Source organism: Halobellus rufus (assembly GCF_000739575.1).
GTDB lineage: Archaea > Halobacteriota > Halobacteria > Halobacteriales > Haloferacaceae > Haloquadratum > Haloquadratum rufum.
The window spans coordinates 1-16,970 of record NZ_BBJO01000010.1; the positions used below are offsets into that span (position 1 = coordinate 1).

Below are 16,970 nucleotides of genomic sequence, written 5' to 3' on the forward strand. Positions count from 1 at the left end.
TATGTCGGGGTCAGCTGCAGCATACAGCCAGAACTGCTGATCATTGATTCGAATCATAGTTTCGTCAATCGCAACGTGATTCGGGCTTCGATCGTCTGCGGGCTGTAAATCGGCCTTCTGCACCCAGTCGTGAATTGCTTTACGGGATTGCTCGACACCCAACTCTTCGAGGACAGAGACGGTATTCGACAGCGACAGGCCCGCTAACTGCAATTGAATACCAAGCTTCATCGCAGGCTCGGGTGTCCGCTGTCGCTCCACAAAATCAAAGTCAATCCAGTCCGTGCATCCGCTGAGGCGGCTGATTTCTGGCATAGAGCACCAAGAAATCACACCGCCTCACTCTTCATCCTTAACTTAACACGACCCAGTTGGACACGGTCATAGCTTTCATTGCATCCTTAGTAGGACTATTGACGCTCACTCTCGGTATACACGGCGGGCCGAGATGGCTACATGGCTCGTGGGGATTCGTCCATCGAGGCCTGCTTAGTATTAGTGGTGTGGCGGTTGCATTCTTACCGACATTTACTAAAATGCTGTAGTTACGCTCCGTTTTGAAGTCATACCTAATTTAGCTTCTAGTTGCTCGCCTTGTTGAAGACAGGACGAAACAGAGTAAGTGATTACTCTCACTCTGGGAGGTTTCATCGATGGACTTCCGGATTTTATGATACGCATAGCTCACAAAAAGACGGTTATCGGCGGTTTAGGCCCTCCTTGACGCTGGATACAGTCGTGGTGCCACCTGGAATATTCCGGCTTGCACTGCAAATCTATGGTCGCTCCACGCGTGGACGCCACCCCTTGACCGTGAATGTCGTTGTACGCGCGATACCGGGACACGAGGCGATGGACGACCCAGTCTGTCAACGGAGCCGCCGCCTGCACCCTCTCCCAAGAGTGATAGCAAAGTCGGGTAGGCGCTGTATTTGCATCTAGTTCCACAAAATCTAAGCTGATCCACTCGAAATAGTCGATTGGGAACCTTAGCTGAACTAATCCGTTCCGTTCTGATATCGACAAATACTGCCGAATAGCCAGTTTTAAAAGGTGTACGTTAGGGACTCAAATCAATGAGTCAGTACTACTCAGAGGTCCGTGATGGAATGTGTATCGAATGGGACGTACCGATCGAGATGGACGACGAGGTGGTACTTCGTGCGGACGTCTACCGCCCACCGGAAGAAGGAAAGTACCCCGTCATCTTGAGTTACGGTCCTTATGGGAAATGGCTTCACTTTGAGGACGGCTATGTCCACCAGTGGGAACAGATGACCGAGGAATACCCAGACGTGGTCGCAGGATCGACCAACAAGTACCAGAACTGGGAGACGGTTGACCCCGAAAAGTGGGTACCCGATGAGTACGCAGTCGTCCGAGTTGACTCGCGGGGTTCGGGCCGTTCACCCGGATACCTTAACGTATGGTCCGATCGGGAAACCCGCGACCTAGAGCAGTGTATTAAGTGGGCAGGAGACCAGAATTGGTCGAACAATAAAGTCGGTCTCAATGGCATTTCCTACTATGCAATGAACCAGTGGCAGGTCGCACAACGTCGGCCCGAATACCTCGCAGCCATCTGTGCGTGGGAGGGGGCCGCTGACTGGTATCGTGACGCTGCTTACCATGGTGGAATATACTCAGGCCTCTTCCCGAAATCCTGGTATGATCGACAGGTGAAGACGGTCCAGAACGGGGTAGGCGAGAATGGTTACCGGAGCAGTTTGACCGGTGGGTGGGTATCCGGACCTGAGACGTTGTCTGAGGAGCAACTCGGCGCAAACAGGGTCGACCTTGACAACCACTGGGCGTCGAACAACCTCGCGACTGACGACTACTGGGCTCCCCGAATTCCGGACTTGTCAAGAATTGAAGTGCCGTTACTGTCAGCGGGCAACTGGGGAGGGCACGGTCTCCACCTCCGGGGGAACGTCGAAGGATTTACCCAGGCCACATCGACAGAGAAGTACCTTGAAATCCACGGCGGGGCCCACTGGACGGGGTTTTACACGGACTACGGTGTGGAGTTGCAAAAACGATTTTTCGACTACTATCTGAAGGACAAGGACAACGGATGGGAAGAACAGCCCCCAGTCCAACTTCAGATACGCTACCCTGGGGAGAAGTTCGAACAGCGCACCGAAGACGCGTGGCCGATTCCACGCACGGAGTGGACGCGGTACTACCTAGATGCATCGGAGGGACTCTCGCTGGGAGCTGAAGAGCCGACGGTGAAAGGGTCGATCACTTACGACGCGTTGGGCGACGGTGTGACATTCTTGACTGACCCATTCGAAGAGGAGACGGAGCTCACAGGGCCAATGTCAGCGAAGTTGTTCGTCGAATCCGACACGGAGGATGCAGATCTGTTTTTGGTTCTGCGGGTTTTCAAACCAGACCTAGAGGAGGTAGTGTTCAGGGGTGCAATCGATCCACACAAACCAGTGGCAAACGGATGGCTGCGCGCATCCCACCGAAAGGTAGATGAGCAAAAAAGCGAGCCTTGGCGACCCTACCACACTCACGATGAGATTCAGCCGCTTGAACCCGGGGAGATTTACGAGTTGGACATAGAGATCTGGCCGAGTTGTATCGTGGTACCGGAACGCTATCGTGTCGGTCTGTCGGTCCGGGGAACTGACTACGAGTATCCTGGCGACGTCGACACTGACAGTGGGCTTCCGGGGTATGAGTTCACCGGCTCCGGTCCATTCGTGCATATCGACCCGCGTGATCGTCCCGTTGAGACATACGGCGGTGACGTGACGATCCACACTGGTCCGGACCATCAGGCGTCCCTGCTTCTGCCAGTCGTCCCAAAGAAGGAATAGCAGAAACCTTACTATCGCACCCGTAATTGCCTACGCCGACCGTAGAGACAATCCTGGAAGCACGATCATCAGCGTGTGGGAAGAGTTCTCCCTATACTTAGAGGTTTTTGCTTACCTCTTAACCGACGAGAGTAGCGGTTGCTAGAGGTAGTCGTAGAATTGTGGACGAATCCAAGTGTTGGTACAACTACAGGAGGGACAAGAGGAAAGCTTTTTTTATGATGAAATAAAACCCCCAAACGAATTATGGTTGAGAATAACAATCCAGACGAATCGTGGCTAAACAACTACTCCCGTAGAGGTCAAAGTTGGATCCATGACAGGTTTGTGAAAGAAGGTGGGCTTGAAGCATTTTTCCCAGATTCGATACCTATGTGGATTGAGTGTGGGTATAAGATATCAGACCTCGAACGAGCATTCGAGAATGCCGATAGCGCTCGGGAAGGGATCGACGAATTGGTAAAAGTAGCAGACCACCTCCTCGCAGAGGCCAGAAAGAAAGAAGAGAACGGCCGAGAGTATGCAGCCGTAGAATACTATCATCGAGCCTCACTTTACTATGTTCGGGCATCATGGAGCATCCTAGACGACGAAAACGAAGACAAGCTCGACTGGCATAACAGGGGTCTCGACGCGTACAAAAAAGTGGCTGAACTGAATTCACAGTACGAGATTGAGAAGATCGACATAGATCTTCCTTTCCACTCCGAGCAGATGGCCGCCTATTTCCATAAATGCGGTCAGGAAGATGCGCCAACAGTCTTATTTGTCCCAGGGATGGATATGCAGAAGGAAGAGTTTCCCAACACACCAAACAATCGCTTCATAAATCGGGGGATGAACGTCCTAGCGATCGACGGACCAGGACAGGGAGAAACACGGCTCAGAGGTGTCTGCGACGACGAACCCGATAAATACCAACGAGCGGGTAGCGCCGCTGTTGACTGGCTAGCCGACCAACCAGAGGTCGACCCGAGTCGAATCGGCGTCGCTGGGTTTAGTATGGGGAGCTATTGGGGCCCCCGAATCGCTTACGAGGACGAGCGTGTTTCAGCTGTGGCTGTTGGTATGGGATGTTGGTACTCAAAAGACATACTCTTCAACCAAGCACAGCCGTTCTTCAAGAAGCGGTATATGTATATGGCCGGGATGGAGGATGAAGACGAGTTCGACGAGTTCGCTGAAGATATGACGTTATATGGTATCGCAGAGAATATCGACACCCCGATATTGATTATGCACGGCGAATACGATGAATTACAAACCCGCGAGCAGGCGAAATTGCTGTACAATAATCTCGCCGGACCTAAACAACTCCAACTCTACGAAAACGAATTCCATCCTATGGGAGGAGCAGGACCGGATCTTATGAACGATTTCGTCGATTGGTTCCCACAAGTATGGAGTGGAGAGATAGAAGACGATCACGCAGTAGCAAAACTGATGCCTGATTATCCGGTAGATTCCTATATACCATCCCCACGATTCGAATTCCTCTCCCAAGACAACCGTCCTTATTAGGCGAAACTCCAGTCTCGCCGAATCTGGACCTTCACACCTGTCCAAATTTTGTTCAATGTGCTCGGTTGGAATGGGTTCGTTACTACCCGGCTATAGTACTTCTTATACTACTGAATATACTCGTGATTGTCCTCTACTACAGTGCACGCTGGCAGATCATAGTCCGCTCCACGTGTTTTCGTAAATGTATTCCGATTCACCGGTTATCGTGGGGAGAATTTCTGCCCGAGTCTCATCTTCGTCCGCAATACGGAGAGCTTCCCAACTCGTCCCAAACCCATCCTCGGTGGTCCGGTCTTCAAATCGAATATAGATGGTGTACGCCGAGTAGCACCTTAGAGTCGAGATCTATTGCAGCGTACACCCAAGACAACACTCCGTTGATGCGGACAGCGGTCTCATCGACCGCGACCCGCGTCGGCTGCGCCGACGGCGGGTCAGATACGCTGTCAGCCAGCCGATGTACCCACTGCCAAACGGATTGGTGTGTGCGTTCAACGCCTAATTCAGCAAGAATTGTTGTTGTCTCTCTGAGCGAACAACCGGTCGCGTGGAGCCGGACGGCAAACGCCCTAACGGGCGTTGCCGTCCGCTCACGGTAGTGTTTAGTTTTGAGCCAGGTAGCAAATGCTTGGAGCCAATTTTCAGCAGTTTCAGGCAGTACGTGGCTAAAACAGTTGGAGAATGATGAAGTCCGACGCTTAAATTCTCGAAAAATTCGCTCGATGGCGTTCCGATTTCCATTACGTTCAGTTTGAAATCGTAGCCCAGCTCTGGCCAGTGCAGTTTGGAGGTGTTGAGCGCCATCGACCAGAAATACGGCGGATTCGATATCGTGTTTGTGGCGAAGTTCTCGGAGAAAGATCTCGGTTAATGCGGTCGTCGTTGTTGAAAATAGGCGTAAGTGGAGCAGTTCGTTTGTGTCGGGATCAGCGGCGGCGTACAGCCAGAATTGCTGATCATTGACTCGAATCACCGTTTCATCGACCGCAACGTGATTCGGATTTCGGCCCTCTGAGGGCTGTAGATCGGCTTTCTGCACCCAACCGTGGATTGCTTTGCGAGATCGCTCGACACCCACCTCTTCGAGAATCGAGACGGTATTCGACAGCGACAGCCCCGCTAACTGCAATTGAATACCGAGCTTCATCGCAGGCTCGGGTGTCCGCTGTCGTTCCACAAAATCCAAATCAATCCAGTCTGTACATCCGCTGAGGCGGTTGATTTTTGCCATAGACCAGCAGAAAATCACACCGCCTCACTCTTCATCCTTAACTAAACACGACCTCCCAAGGTACCGAAACCGTGGGGGGAATCGATGGGAAACTCGACGTGGGCTGACCGAAAGCCAACTTTTGTTGCCCAATCGACAAACATATAATCGTTGCTGGACAGGACGACTTGTGTATTGTTGTCGTCCCTATTGAATTTCCTCAACCTGACTCATCTCTACATAGTCTCGCCAGTCGGTAGGCATATACCCGAGTTCTGCTGAATCATCGATGAACTGCTCGTGGGCGGCGATTAACTCATCAGTTAGGTATGGCTCCGTCACGTAGCCGGGATCTTGTTCCCATGGAGCATACTTCTCGCCATAGATCTGAGTGAGGTCCCTGCCATCCATCCAGTCCAGATAGAAGCTTGCATGTCTTTCGGTTTTTTGTCCAATTAAATCCCCGATATTGTCCCACTCCTTAATTGTTTCAGCGTTCTCTCGCCGCCATTGGAAGGCTTCTTTGTATGCCTGCGCGATAGCGACGTATCCTTCACGGTGTTCCTCGAAGCTCTCTTGCCGGCAGGTGAATCCATTGAGCATCAGGGGTGCTTCGTAGAGCTCACTCGACATCTCAGCTAAAGTAAAGACAGGCCGAAGGTTGATCTCGGGCATAATGTGATCGATGTAACCAGGGATGTGAGGACCCGTGCTCCCGAGGTCAACATCTCCCCTCGCAAGAAGTTGGGGTATTGCGGCTATTTCCGTATTTTGCATTTGATAAGGGACCTCCTCATCCGGGCCGAACGGTATTCCCCACTCATTGAACAGACGTATGTAGAAGGGGACATCACCTTGCCCCCATCCAAGAAATGCGAAGGATGCGTTTTCTTCGGCGAGGGCCTGCATGGTTTCTTGTGGCCCGCCTGTTTCCTCAACAGTGTACGGAGAATCTGCATTCAGATGAATTCCGATAACGTACTTGATGCTTGCGCCGAACGTGGTAGATTTTATGCCTTGGGCGTCTGCTATTCGAACCGCTTCCATCGCGTTACCCGTCATCATATCCACGTCGCCAGACGCATACAGGGTTGGTCCGTCCCAGGTGCCCTGTAATTCATAGTCGTATCCGGCTTCGTCCATATGCTGCTCGAGAAGCCCGGTTTCTTCGAAGTGCTGGGCGACTATTGCGTAAATCCCCGTTGGTGCATATGAGAGCGTGAGCGTCGGTCTTTCGGTCTGGCTCGTGGTGGTTGTGGTCCCGCCGCTGGACTGTCCATTGCTATCGGTCGATTGGTCAGTGTCGTCCGCCTCACCGTCCTGCCCGCTGCAGCCGGCTAATCCCACTCCCAAACCGACCGCGCTGGACTTTAAAAACACTCTTCTCGACGATTGACCATCGGTATCGGTTGACATACGGTGAGGGTAGGATGGAGGGTATTTATAATTAATGTTTGCTGGCCAACCAGTGTTTAGTCAAGCGTGAAAAGCCAGGGGGAGAACTTACTAGTCCCTATGCAGAAATCGCCCGCCTCATCCAAGGGTGTCAAGGTTAGAGCGTGGCATTGTGGAGAGCGGCGAAGGCTGTGACCCACGATCTGGTTGAGCTGGCGGTGCTGTGGAAGGGAAATCGGTGGTAAAAGCGTCTGGTTCGGTATTTGAAGATCCCGAACCACGCCTCGATGAGCGACCGATTTCCCCACTTTTCACGCTCGTATTCGCAGTCTAAACGTTCGAGCGGCCAGTCGTACCACGGGCCGCGGTCGGCCCGCACCAGCGGGCGACCGCGGCACTGTTCGAGAACGTCTTTCAAAAATAGTAACTCATCGAGGCTTGATCGACCGGGAGAGACCTCGACGGTCCAGCTGTGACCGTCGAGTTTCCCTGTCAGCTTATGTTGTATGACTCGACTCCACCCTTTCGAAAGTTCCTACTGAATCGTCTTTCCCCACCGGATGATCGGGACAACGTAGGCGTAGTTGTGCGCTTGGAGGAGAGTGAGACACTTGCTGTCGTAGAATCCACGATCAAGGTAGACGGCCTTGACTCCGGTGTCAAGGCCGTCGAGAACACCGAGAAACTCAGCAAGGACGCTGCTGGCGGTGCGCCGTCTCGAAGACGGCGACACCGCCAGCGTGTATTGCTTGTTCTTCACACGCGCGTAGAGTGTGGCGTAGGCGTGGAACGCGGTGGTTCCGCGCTTGGCTTCGGAATAGTAGAGGCCGTCTGTGTCGTCTTCGTCACCGTAGTAGGGCCGCAGGTGGAGGTCCACGCAGACCTCCACCTGCTCGGGGAGCAGTTCGACGATGTCTCGCCGAAGAAGCGTGTTAGCGACTCGTTCGGGCCGTTCCGGCTCGAACTTCGTCCGCAGATGGTAGAGGATCGTATTCGCAGGCGGTGAGTTCTCACGATTTCTTGTACAGATAGCGTATGAATGAGAAACGAGTTCGAATGTCAGACGACGAGTTGCGATCAGTGACGCGAGACGATATCGTTCACGAACTCAGCCGGGAGTTCGTCGAGTCAACGAACGTCTACGACTTCATGGAGACGTACGATATCGACGACTACGACGAGTTGATCGCCCGAACGACAGGCGACGTCGAAGGCGTTGAGGCATCGGGCGTCGACTGGTTCTGGGATGCGGTCGTCGACTATCTCGACATCGAGTTCTACCGGGAGTACGAGACGGTCCGCGATGACTCCGACGGCGTCGCGTTCACCGAGTGGTACCCCGGCGGGACGATCAACATCGCGCACAACGTCCTCGATAGATACGCCGCCGACGGGAGCGAGACGCGAGACTCAGTCGCCTGCATCTGGGAGGGAGAGGACGGCGAGGTTCGCGAGATCACCTATCACGAACTCGCACGGCAGGCGAATCGGGTCGCCAACGAACTCGAGGCTCACGACGTCGACGTCGGAGACACCGTCGGCCTCTATATGCCGATGGTTCCGGAGGTGATATCGATCCTCTACGGCTGTTTCAAGGCGGGTGCGATCGCCGTCCGGATCTTCTCCGGGTTCGGCGTCGACGCGACCGCGACCCGGATCGCCGATAGCGAATGTACGGTACTGTTCACCGCCGACGGGTTCCGTCGGCGCGGCGAACCGGTCTCTCTCAAGCCCGCTGCGACGAGGCGATCGAGCAGGTCGGCCAGGTCGAACACACGATCGTCTACGACTGGCTCGGCTCGAGCGAGGTTGAATGAGAGGGCGGCGTCGAGATTCCGTGGGACGACGACACCGATCACTGGTGGCACGACAGCGTCGCGACGCGTTCGGACGAGTACGACACGCGGGAACTCGATGCGAATCGGGAGTCGATGCTGTTGTACTCGTCGGGAACGACCGGGCGGCCGAAGGGAATCGTCCACACCCACGCCGGCGCGCTCGTCCAGGCGGCGAAGGAGGTCTACTTCGGATTCGATCTCAAACCCGGGGATCGGTTCTGCTGGGTTTCGGATATCGGCTGGATGATGGGCCCGTGGACGCTGATCGGGAACCATGCCTTCGGCGGGACGATCTTTGTGTACGAGTGAGCACCGGACCATCCTGAACCGGATCGCTTCTGGGAGATGATCGACCGCCACGAGCTGACGCAGTTCGGGATCTCACCGACGGCGATTCGGGCGCCTCGAAAACAGGGCGACGAGTGGCTGGAGGGGCACGACCTCTCGTCGCTTCGGCTGCTCGGTTCGACCGGAGAACCGTGGGATCTCGAGTCGTGGCTGTGGTTCTACGAGAACGTCGGCAGCGACGAGTGCCCGATTATCAACATATCAGGCGAGACTGAGATTATGGGCTGTTCCTCATGCCGATGCCGATCCAGCCGCTTAAACCCTGTTCACTCGGCGGTCCGGGACTCGGGATGGACGTCGACATCGTCGACGGATCCGGCGAATCGATCGCCGACGATCACGAGCGGGGTTACCTCGTCGCCCGAGACTCCTGCCCGTCGATGACGAAGTCCCTCTGGAGCGGCGACGATTACTCTCTGGTCTTGAGATACGGCGAAGGGCTGACCGTCGCCTGAATCTCCGTTTCGGTATGGCGTTCGATCGCCGAATTCTCGGATTTCTCGTCGCCCCATACCAGCGTGACTTCGGTCCCCGGCTCGGCGTAGTCAGTGTCGATGACGCCGATAGAGAGTACCGCCCGTTCGCTGGAGAGATATCCCTGGTCTTTCGAGAGCCCGACTATTTCACCGTCTTTCTCGATGCGGTCGTACTGTGCGACGTTCCACCGGAAGCCGGGATCGGGCATCTCGAAGAACTTGTTGGTCTCTCCGTCCTCGAACAGCGACGCGTACATATCCACGACGTCCTCGGCGTTCCAGACGAACGTCACTCGTTCTCGCCGCGGATTGTCGACGGTCTCTTTCACCGCCTCTTTGCCGACGAAGTCGTGGTCGAAGTCGATCAGGTGTTCGTAGCCCAACTCCACCGGATTGAGATAGTAGTCGGTGATGTCGTCGGCGTAATAGCTCCCACCGACGATCGTGTTCGCCTCAACGCTCGCAACTTCCAGCCTCTCGCGATAGTCGGCCAGGTCCTCATGGCCGTAGATCGCCGGCGTGAACGACGCGATCCACCCGATCTCTATCGCCAAGGTCTTGTAGCTTTTCGAGCCGAGTTGTCTGATCCCGTGTTCTTCGCCCGCGTCCATAATCGCGTTTTTGACCGCCTCGTGGTGTTCGAACGGACCGGAGATCTCCAGGCCGTACGAGCCGCCCATCCCGTGGCCCAGCGCGTACATTTCCGTGCCCTCGATCGTCAGCTCTGCCATTTCGAACAGCCCGATATCGGGGAGTGATCTCTCCGTGACCGCCTCTAAGACGGCCTTTGCGTTCGGCCCCTGCACCTGGAAGCGGAACTCTCTGGGCAGATCCTCCGACATCGGGTTGTTCCCGGTCTCGACGGTCACGTCGTAGTCGCCAGTTTCGGCGTTGTACTCCAGCCAGTTGGAGACCATTCCCGCACCCGTGATGACGAACTCTTCGTCATCGATGTGATAGAGTGCGCCGTCGCCGATGACGTAGCCGTCGGGATTACAGCAGACGATCTGTTTGGCCTGTGGCGAGTCTCCGATTCTGAGGTCCTCGAAGCCGTTCACCCCAAAATCCGAGAACAACTCGACCGCGTCCGGTCCTTCGAAATAACGGTTGTCCATATGGAAGGACATATCCCTGAGCGACACGGCCTCCCGGATCGCACGCTGTTCTTCGATCCAGTTGGTGTACTCGTCAGGCTGGGTCCAGATGAAGTCCCCCGGCGGCATGTCTTGATTCCGGAGAAACTGGATAGGGTTATCGTGTGGTTCTAATACGTCCTGCAAGCTTGGTACGGGCATAGCTCAAAATAAATATTTAGTGATGCATAAGTACTAGTATCTCACTGCTTTCGTTCGTTCTGGGAGACTTCCGCGACGTCGAGGTCGTCGACAATCGGCAGATTGAGCTGCGAGGGAAGGTCGGGTCCAGTGTGGATGATGGCCTCCAGTTGTGGCGGCGCGTCCTGGGCCGCGATATACTGCGTTACACAGAGCGCCGAAACGCCGCTCATGCCGACGCGACCGGTACACCACGGCTGGTCTTCCATCCACGCCATAGCGTCTTCCCACCGCCCGTGGGCTGGTTTCGGGTCGGTCGTGTTCTCCTCGGACTTGCCCTGCCCCGGCGTATCGATGATAACGACCGCGTAGTCGTTCGGCATCCAGAAGCCAGGATCGGTCGCCTCGAAGGGTGTTTGATCGGAGGTCGCTACTCGCCCCATATACTAGCCGGGAATGTCGGTGAACTGTTCCCACTGGTCGTTGACATCGGACACGTAGGGGGTCATCGTCGTGACCACCGGGAATTCACCGTCCGTGTCCAGGCGGAAGACCCTCGACCGCAACTCGATGCCGTCGCGCATCTCGATGAACTCTTCCTCGACGAGTACGTCCTCCGGCAGTGGCGTGTGTTCTAGTTCGAAGCGGCTCTCGCTCATCCATACTATAGGTAGCTCATGAGGCAAGTCGACCTCAGAGCTCGACCGGACCGCCGGTGGCTAACCCAGCTGTATCTCACCCTCTTTCACTCGGAGCATATCGACGAGGCGGTGATGGTAACGTCGGATCACAAAGAGCAGGAATCAGTGATACTGTTTCGGATCACGGGACGGTCCGGATGATGAGTTCGACCTGTCCACATCGTCACCGGTACACGCGGTAGACGTGAGCCGGATCGGAGACACGACGTTCGCAGTCCGACTCCGCATAGCCCACGAAGGGACGTTCGGTACCAACGTGGGTCCACTCTTGGAACATAATGTCGTACTCGTCCCCTCTATCGTCTTCCGGGAAGTGGAAATCCGATACCGGCTGGTCGGCTCTGATGCGGCAATCAGCGCAGTGGTGAACGAGTTTCCTGACGAAACTCGGCACGAAGTCCTCCGAATCACTGGCGTTATCGCTGGTCAAGCGGGAGTTCTCGACGTATTAACCTCGAAGCAGCGCTACGTCGTCGAGACGGCGCTCCGACTTGGCTACTACAACCGTCCCCGACAGTTGACGCACGAAGATATTGCGTCTGAGTTAGACTGTGCACCATCTAACGTGAGCACTCACCTTCAGCTAGCTGAGTCGAAACTGATTAGAGAATTGTTCACCGTCTGGACGAATCATACCTGAAACTGATTTCGCCGATCCAGATAAGACACATTGCGTTCTGCCAGCGGTGTCGGGGAGAGTTTGCCCTCCGGGATTCACAGCGATTCGATTCGTTCGGTGGCCTCTAGATACGCACGAACCCGTTCTCTGACCCACGCGACAGCCTCTGAAGTGTCATTGCGGATAGTGACCGTGATCTTCCCGTCCGAATGCGAGCGGAAGATCGCGTACGAGCAGGCCGGTGTCTCGAGAGGAATGTAGCCAGCCGGGGTTACCACGACCACGTCAGCGAGCGGACCCGGGACGATCAGCGAGACGGTTCCGGCTTGGTTCTGGAATTGAAATGCGACGGGGAGTTCCGGTGGACTCGCTGGCGAGTGCCTTCCCCGTGATTATCGCCGTACGTGGTCCGAATCGGCGACCGCGTTACTCGTCCATCCGAGACCGGTCGGACAGTTCGACGATGTTTCCGTCGGGATCGAACATGTACGCGACCCGGACGCCCTTCGAGAGCGTAACCGGTTCGTAGAGGAACTCGATGTCGGCGGCCAGTTCCTCGTAGATTTCGTCGATGTCATCGACCTCCAAGCAGAAGTGAGATGCACCGGTATCGTTGTTCGAAACCCCCTCATTTGCGTTCGTCCCTTCTGGAGAGCGGTATTCAAGCAATTCGACCTGGCATCCTCCAGCATCAAGGAAGACAACTTTGACTTCCGGATTATCGACGCCGACAAAGTTACTAAACTTCCGACCATCCTCCGTGTCAGGCTCAATCAGTCCCTCCGAGACGATCTCAAGACCGAGTGTATCCCGATAGAACGACAGTGCTTCTTTCATATTCGACACAGTGACGCCGTAGTGGTGGGCAGTACCAATCATATTTAATGTACACGTGGTAAGTTTCTTGGGGTGATGTTTATACTTGTGATTCTTCCTCAGATCGAACTACTCGATGGCTAAGCGTACCGATCCCATCGACCTGGAGTTCGATCGTGTCGCCTGGATCGATCCAGCGATTTTGATCCATACAACAGCCATCAGGGAAGGTCCCTGCACCGAGTACATCCCCAGGCTGGAGCGGTTCATCCTTGGAGGTGTGCTCGATAATTTCACCCCAGGAGTGGTACATATCCGAAAGCGTCGCAGTCGTCCACTCCTCACCGTTTACCAAGGCACGCCCCTCGGCACTATGAGCGTCAAAGTCCTCAGTCGGCACGATGTAGGGACCAAATCCGTTCGCGAAGTCTTTGCTCTTCGCAGGGCCGAGCGGCATCTCTATCTCCCTAAACAACAACTCCCGTGCCGTGAAGTCGTTGAAGATCGTGAATCCGAACACGTGCGAAAGTGCATCGTCTGAATCAATGTTTTGTCCCGGCTCACCGATGATCGCAGCTACCTCGAACTCAAAGTCGAGTTTCTCTTCCCACGATGGCCAGTGCACATCCGCTCCGGGATCCACAACCGTGTCGTGATTAGTCTTGAAGTACACAGGGATATCATACCACACATCGGGTTTCTCAACGTCCGTGGCGTGTTCCTCGAAGACAGTATAGTCTCGGATGAAATTAGGTCGAGGAAGAGGGCTTCGGAGACGAACTTCGTTATGATTATATCGGATCCGTGCGCCACTTGGCCCGCAAACATCGGATTCAAATTTAGCATCCAACACCTCCCGGACGGCTTCGATCGCGTCGTCGCCCGTGCGGATGAAATCGAGCATATCCGACGGTGCGATCACGTCCGCACGATCGCCCGGACGTGATTTCCCCTCGTCTGCGAGCACTCGTGCGTAGCCGGCATTCACGTCTAGAAGCGCCGAACCGTCGACGACACCCACTCGAGTCTGGGGCCCAAGATCTGTGTGTACTTCGAAGGTTGCGAGTTTCATCGACATACAACCCTCCGCAGTTGCCGCTGGCCGACTGTTTCGACGTACAGGTCGGTAGAACCTCCTCTTCCACTTGCTACTTCACGTGGCATACGCTAACGAATGTTGAAGGAGATGACTTAGTCTTTTCCCTCAAGAAAAGTTTAGTTGAGTGATAGGTGAGTAATTGTCACCGAAACAATCGGTAGTTAGACAGGTTCTCAGGTGATTCTGGCGACCGAGTCACGTGGTCTTTAATGCATCTCGATTGAATGGCCGCCGACTAGCTCGGTGTGAATGTCAAGATCCCGTCTATTGTCCGGTCCGCAAAGCCGATTCCCCAGTGTCCGACGACATCGGCAAAGCGCGTTACCAATATCATCTTTTTTAATATAGTTAAAGAAGTGTGGTGAGCACTCTAAAATGAGGTTCGGTTGACCGTAAGAAATACAATAAATGCTTGATATTGTATTATCCTATGGTGCTAGAGACAGTCAACCCAGCCACTGGCGAGCTACTGAAGGAATATGATGAGGATACCACGAGCGACGTTGAGAAGAAGCTAGAGACAGCAAATGAAGCCTTCCAAGAGTGGCGAAAGCTTGATATTGGCGAACGTCAAGTCGTCGTTAAGCAAGCGGGCGAGATTCTGCGGGAGAATGTCGATGACTACGCTCGACTCATTACCGAAGAGATGGGGAAACCGATTACTGAGGCGATTGCTGAAGTGAATAAATGCGTATGGGTGTGTGACTATTATGCGGAGCAGGGCGCAGAACATCTTCAGAGCGAACGGATCGGAACAGAACCGGAGGCCAAGACCTACGTCACTCACGAACCGCTCGGTCCGGTATTGGCGGTGATGCCTTGGAACTATCCATACTGGCAGGTGTTTCGGTTCGCCGCACCGGCGCTAGTTGCGGGCAACGTGGGCGTCTTCAAACATGCTTCCAACGTCCCAGGATGTGCACTTGAAATAGAAGCGATATTCCGTGAGGCGGGCGCACCTGAAGGCGTTTTTACGTCGTTGCTTGTTGGTTCCGACCGTGTCCAGGATTTGATTGAGGACGACCGGATCCGCGCTGTCACGTTGACTGGGAGCGAGGGAGCCGGTCGTGCGGTCGGAGAAACGGCCGGCCGCTCACTCAAGAAATCGGTCCTTGAACTCGGGGGAAGTGATCCGTTCATTGTCCTGGACGACGCTGACATTGACAAGGTCGCGGAGAAGGCGACCGAAGCGCGTAGCCAGAACTCCGGGCAGTCCTGCATCGCAGCCAAGCGCTTTTTGGTTCACGAAGATGTCTACGAGGAGTTTATCGATGCGTTTGTTCAAGAGACCGAATCTCTGGATGTCGGCGCTCCACTCCAGCCCGAGACCGATGTCGGTCCACAGGCGAGAGCGGGGCTATTGGAGGAACTCCACGAGCAGGTGGAGGCCAGCATTGAAGCTGGTGCAGATGTTGTTATCGGTGGTGAGCCCCTCCCCCGTGAGGGGAATTTCTATCCCCCGACTATTTTAACCGATGTGCCGGCAGACTGTCCAGCCGCATATGAGGAACTCTTCGGGCCTGTCTCAGCTGTATTCGAGGTCAGCGATGAGGCCGAAGCAATTGCAAGTGCCAACGATTCCCGGTTCGGGCTCAGTGCGACAGTATGGACCGAGGATCGTGAGCGTGGCGAACGGATCGCGAACGAACTCGAAGCCGGGATGACGTTCGTGAATGCCGTCGCGAAGTCCGACCCACGTCTCCCCTTCGGTGGTATCAAAGACTCTGGATATGGGCGAGAACTCGCTGCAGACGGTATCAAAGAGTTTGTCAACCGCAAGACTGTCTGGATTGAGTAACTGAGTTCCCGATGTGGGAGGGGCTATTACCAACCCGGATGATTTGTCAGTAGGAGCGAGGTTGTCTCGTATCTCATAACGGTTTACCGAACGCGATCAAGCAGGTATCGCGCTCGTGAGTAGAGTTGGCTGATTATGGACGCAATTGATGATGGCCACCATCGACGAGCAGGTTATGACCCGTGATGTACCGGGCATCCTCCGAAGCAAGAAATCTAACGGCGTTTGCGATATCCTCAGGCTCGCCGATGAACGGAGTTGCGACGCTCTGAAGGAAGTCATCCCAGCCGTCGTCACCCATTGAGGCGAGCCGAGCAGTCTTAATTGGGCCCGGACAGATGGCATTAATGGTCACGCCCTCTTCGCTGTAATCGACAGCAAGCTGTCGGGTAAGGTTCGAGATGCCACCTTTCGTAGCGCAGTACGACGGTCTGTTTGGAGCACCACTGAGTCCGCGTTCAGATGATATATTGACGATCCGTCCACTAGGACTCTCGGACAAGAAGGGTAACGCGTGCTTCGAACAGAGGAAAGTTCCAGTAAGGTTGACCCCAACCACTTTCTTCCAATCCTCCAATTCCGTCTCCGTTGCTTTGTTCCGGCCGGCAATTCCAGCATTGTTGACGAGGACGTCAAGTCGTCCAAATTCATCGATCGTCCTTTTAACTAGGTTGACGACATCGTTCTCTAGTGCAACATTCGTCTCGTGATATATTGCCTCCCCCCCGTCCTCTCGGATCTGTTCGGCGGTGGTTCCCTCCTCACTATCAAGTCGGGTATCTTCAGTAATATCCGCGACGACAACTGACATTCCTGTATCGGCGAGTTTCAGAGCGATTGCCCGACCGATACCTGTCGATGCGCCAGTAACGATTGCTACTCTGTCTGTTGACGACATAGCGTCAGCCAGTTCCGAAGCCAGTTTAATAAATGTACGTTTCGGTTACCCAACTGCTCTCGATACATATTTCAACCTGCTTAACAATTACCTCACTTGGGACAGGGTCTTAGCGGACCGGAATATCCTGTCCTGTGTTA

At 54.7% G+C, this 16,970-nt stretch carries 11 protein-coding genes and 4 pseudogenes; 5 read left to right on the forward strand and 10 right to left on the reverse strand.

Going from position 1 to position 16,970, the window contains the following annotated elements; translation table 11 throughout:
* Nucleotides 1–315 (reverse strand): annotated as a pseudogene (locus ACP99_RS05630) (IS6 family transposase); the annotation flags it as partial.
* A gap of 761 nt (nucleotides 316–1,076) precedes the next feature.
* Between ACP99_RS05630 and ACP99_RS05635 the strand changes: the two are divergent.
* On the forward strand, nucleotides 1,077–2,834 hold the full coding sequence (locus ACP99_RS05635; protein ID WP_197052366.1) for a CocE/NonD family hydrolase: 1,758 nt from the start codon (nucleotides 1,077–1,079) through the stop codon (nucleotides 2,832–2,834).
* Between the two features lie 246 nt (nucleotides 2,835–3,080).
* The gene (locus ACP99_RS05640; RefSeq protein WP_081927164.1) at nucleotides 3,081–4,355 is read left to right on the forward strand and encodes an alpha/beta hydrolase family protein; all 1,275 of its coding nucleotides are present in this window, start codon (nucleotides 3,081–3,083) and stop codon (nucleotides 4,353–4,355) included.
* A 319-nt stretch (nucleotides 4,356–4,674) separates the two neighbouring features.
* Here ACP99_RS05640 and ACP99_RS18995 read toward each other — a convergent pair.
* From ACP99_RS18995 to ACP99_RS05650, 3 genes and pseudogenes are all read right to left on the reverse strand, one after another.
* A pseudogene (locus ACP99_RS18995) lies at nucleotides 4,675–5,589 on the reverse strand (IS6 family transposase); the annotation flags it as partial.
* Nucleotides 5,590–5,775: 186 nt separating this feature from the next.
* Nucleotides 5,776–6,984: a hypothetical protein gene (locus ACP99_RS05645; protein ID WP_156105606.1), complete on the reverse strand. Its 1,209-nt coding sequence runs from the start codon at nucleotides 6,982–6,984 to the stop codon at nucleotides 5,776–5,778.
* A gap of 436 nt (nucleotides 6,985–7,420) precedes the next feature.
* Nucleotides 7,421–7,975: pseudogene (locus tag ACP99_RS05650) on the reverse strand (ISH3 family transposase); the annotation flags it as partial.
* 44 nt (nucleotides 7,976–8,019) lie between these two features.
* Between ACP99_RS05650 and ACP99_RS05655 the strand changes: the two are divergent.
* Nucleotides 8,020–9,559: pseudogene (locus ACP99_RS05655) on the forward strand (AMP-binding protein); the annotation flags it as partial.
* Here ACP99_RS05655 and ACP99_RS05660 read toward each other — a convergent pair.
* The 3 genes from ACP99_RS05660 to ACP99_RS05670 are packed head-to-tail and all read right to left on the reverse strand — an operon-like array spanning nucleotide 9,559 to nucleotide 11,558.
* A complete protein-coding gene (locus tag ACP99_RS05660; RefSeq protein WP_049985665.1) occupies nucleotides 9,559–10,920 on the reverse strand; it encodes a hypothetical protein in 1,362 nt (453 codons plus the stop codon). The pseudogene ACP99_RS05655 and the gene ACP99_RS05660 sit on opposite strands and share 1 nt — an antisense overlap.
* 41 nt (nucleotides 10,921–10,961) lie before the next feature.
* The gene (locus ACP99_RS05665; protein WP_081927168.1) at nucleotides 10,962–11,342 is read right to left on the reverse strand and encodes a CocE/NonD family hydrolase; all 381 of its coding nucleotides are present in this window, start codon (nucleotides 11,340–11,342) and stop codon (nucleotides 10,962–10,964) included.
* Nucleotides 11,343–11,345: 3 nt separating this feature from the next.
* A complete protein-coding gene (locus tag ACP99_RS05670; protein ID WP_049985667.1) occupies nucleotides 11,346–11,558 on the reverse strand; it encodes a hypothetical protein in 213 nt (70 codons plus the stop codon).
* Between the two features lie 406 nt (nucleotides 11,559–11,964).
* On the opposite strand from ACP99_RS05670, the gene ACP99_RS21385 reads away from it, so the two are divergent.
* On the forward strand, nucleotides 11,965–12,240 hold the full coding sequence (locus tag ACP99_RS21385) for a helix-turn-helix domain-containing protein (RefSeq protein WP_345775635.1): 276 nt from the start codon (nucleotides 11,965–11,967) through the stop codon (nucleotides 12,238–12,240).
* A gap of 405 nt (nucleotides 12,241–12,645) precedes the next feature.
* On the opposite strand, the gene ACP99_RS19000 is transcribed toward ACP99_RS21385, so the two are convergent.
* The gene (locus ACP99_RS19000; RefSeq protein WP_081927172.1) at nucleotides 12,646–13,098 is read right to left on the reverse strand and encodes a VOC family protein; all 453 of its coding nucleotides are present in this window, start codon (nucleotides 13,096–13,098) and stop codon (nucleotides 12,646–12,648) included.
* A 37-nt stretch (nucleotides 13,099–13,135) separates the two neighbouring features.
* Complete coding sequence (locus ACP99_RS05685; protein ID WP_049985670.1) at nucleotides 13,136–14,113, reverse strand: fumarylacetoacetate hydrolase family protein; 978 nt, start codon at nucleotides 14,111–14,113, stop codon at nucleotides 13,136–13,138.
* A 451-nt stretch (nucleotides 14,114–14,564) separates the two neighbouring features.
* Here ACP99_RS05685 and ACP99_RS05690 point away from each other — a divergent pair, with 451 nt between their 5' ends.
* Complete coding sequence (locus tag ACP99_RS05690; RefSeq protein WP_049985671.1) at nucleotides 14,565–15,932, forward strand: NAD-dependent succinate-semialdehyde dehydrogenase; 1,368 nt, start codon at nucleotides 14,565–14,567, stop codon at nucleotides 15,930–15,932.
* 133 nt (nucleotides 15,933–16,065) lie between these two features.
* Here ACP99_RS05690 and ACP99_RS05695 read toward each other — a convergent pair whose 3' ends face one another.
* A complete protein-coding gene (locus tag ACP99_RS05695; RefSeq protein WP_081927174.1) occupies nucleotides 16,066–16,830 on the reverse strand; it encodes an SDR family NAD(P)-dependent oxidoreductase in 765 nt (254 codons plus the stop codon).
* Nucleotides 16,831–16,970: the final 140 nt, after the last annotated feature.

Coding starts and splice junctions, on each gene's coding strand:
- ACP99_RS05685 (WP_049985670.1), bottom strand. CDS start 14,113: ATGTCGATGAAACTCGCAACCTTCGAAGTACACACAGATCTTGGGCCC.
- ACP99_RS05660 (WP_049985665.1), bottom strand. CDS start 10,920: ATGCCCGTACCAAGCTTGCAGGACGTATTAGAACCACACGATAACCCT.
- ACP99_RS05695 (WP_081927174.1), bottom strand. CDS start 16,830: ATGTCGTCAACAGACAGAGTAGCAATCGTTACTGGCGCATCGACAGGT.
- ACP99_RS05670 (WP_049985667.1), bottom strand. CDS start 11,558: ATGAGCGAGAGCCGCTTCGAACTAGAACACACGCCACTGCCGGAGGAC.
- ACP99_RS05640 (WP_081927164.1), top strand. CDS start 3,081: ATGGTTGAGAATAACAATCCAGACGAATCGTGGCTAAACAACTACTCC.
- ACP99_RS05690 (WP_049985671.1), top strand. CDS start 14,565: ATGGTGCTAGAGACAGTCAACCCAGCCACTGGCGAGCTACTGAAGGAA.
- ACP99_RS19000 (WP_081927172.1), bottom strand. CDS start 13,098: ATGATTGGTACTGCCCACCACTACGGCGTCACTGTGTCGAATATGAAA.
- ACP99_RS05635 (WP_197052366.1), top strand. CDS start 1,077: ATGAGTCAGTACTACTCAGAGGTCCGTGATGGAATGTGTATCGAATGG.
- ACP99_RS05645 (WP_156105606.1), bottom strand. CDS start 6,984: ATGTCAACCGATACCGATGGTCAATCGTCGAGAAGAGTGTTTTTAAAG.
- ACP99_RS05665 (WP_081927168.1), bottom strand. CDS start 11,342: ATGGGGCGAGTAGCGACCTCCGATCAAACACCCTTCGAGGCGACCGAT.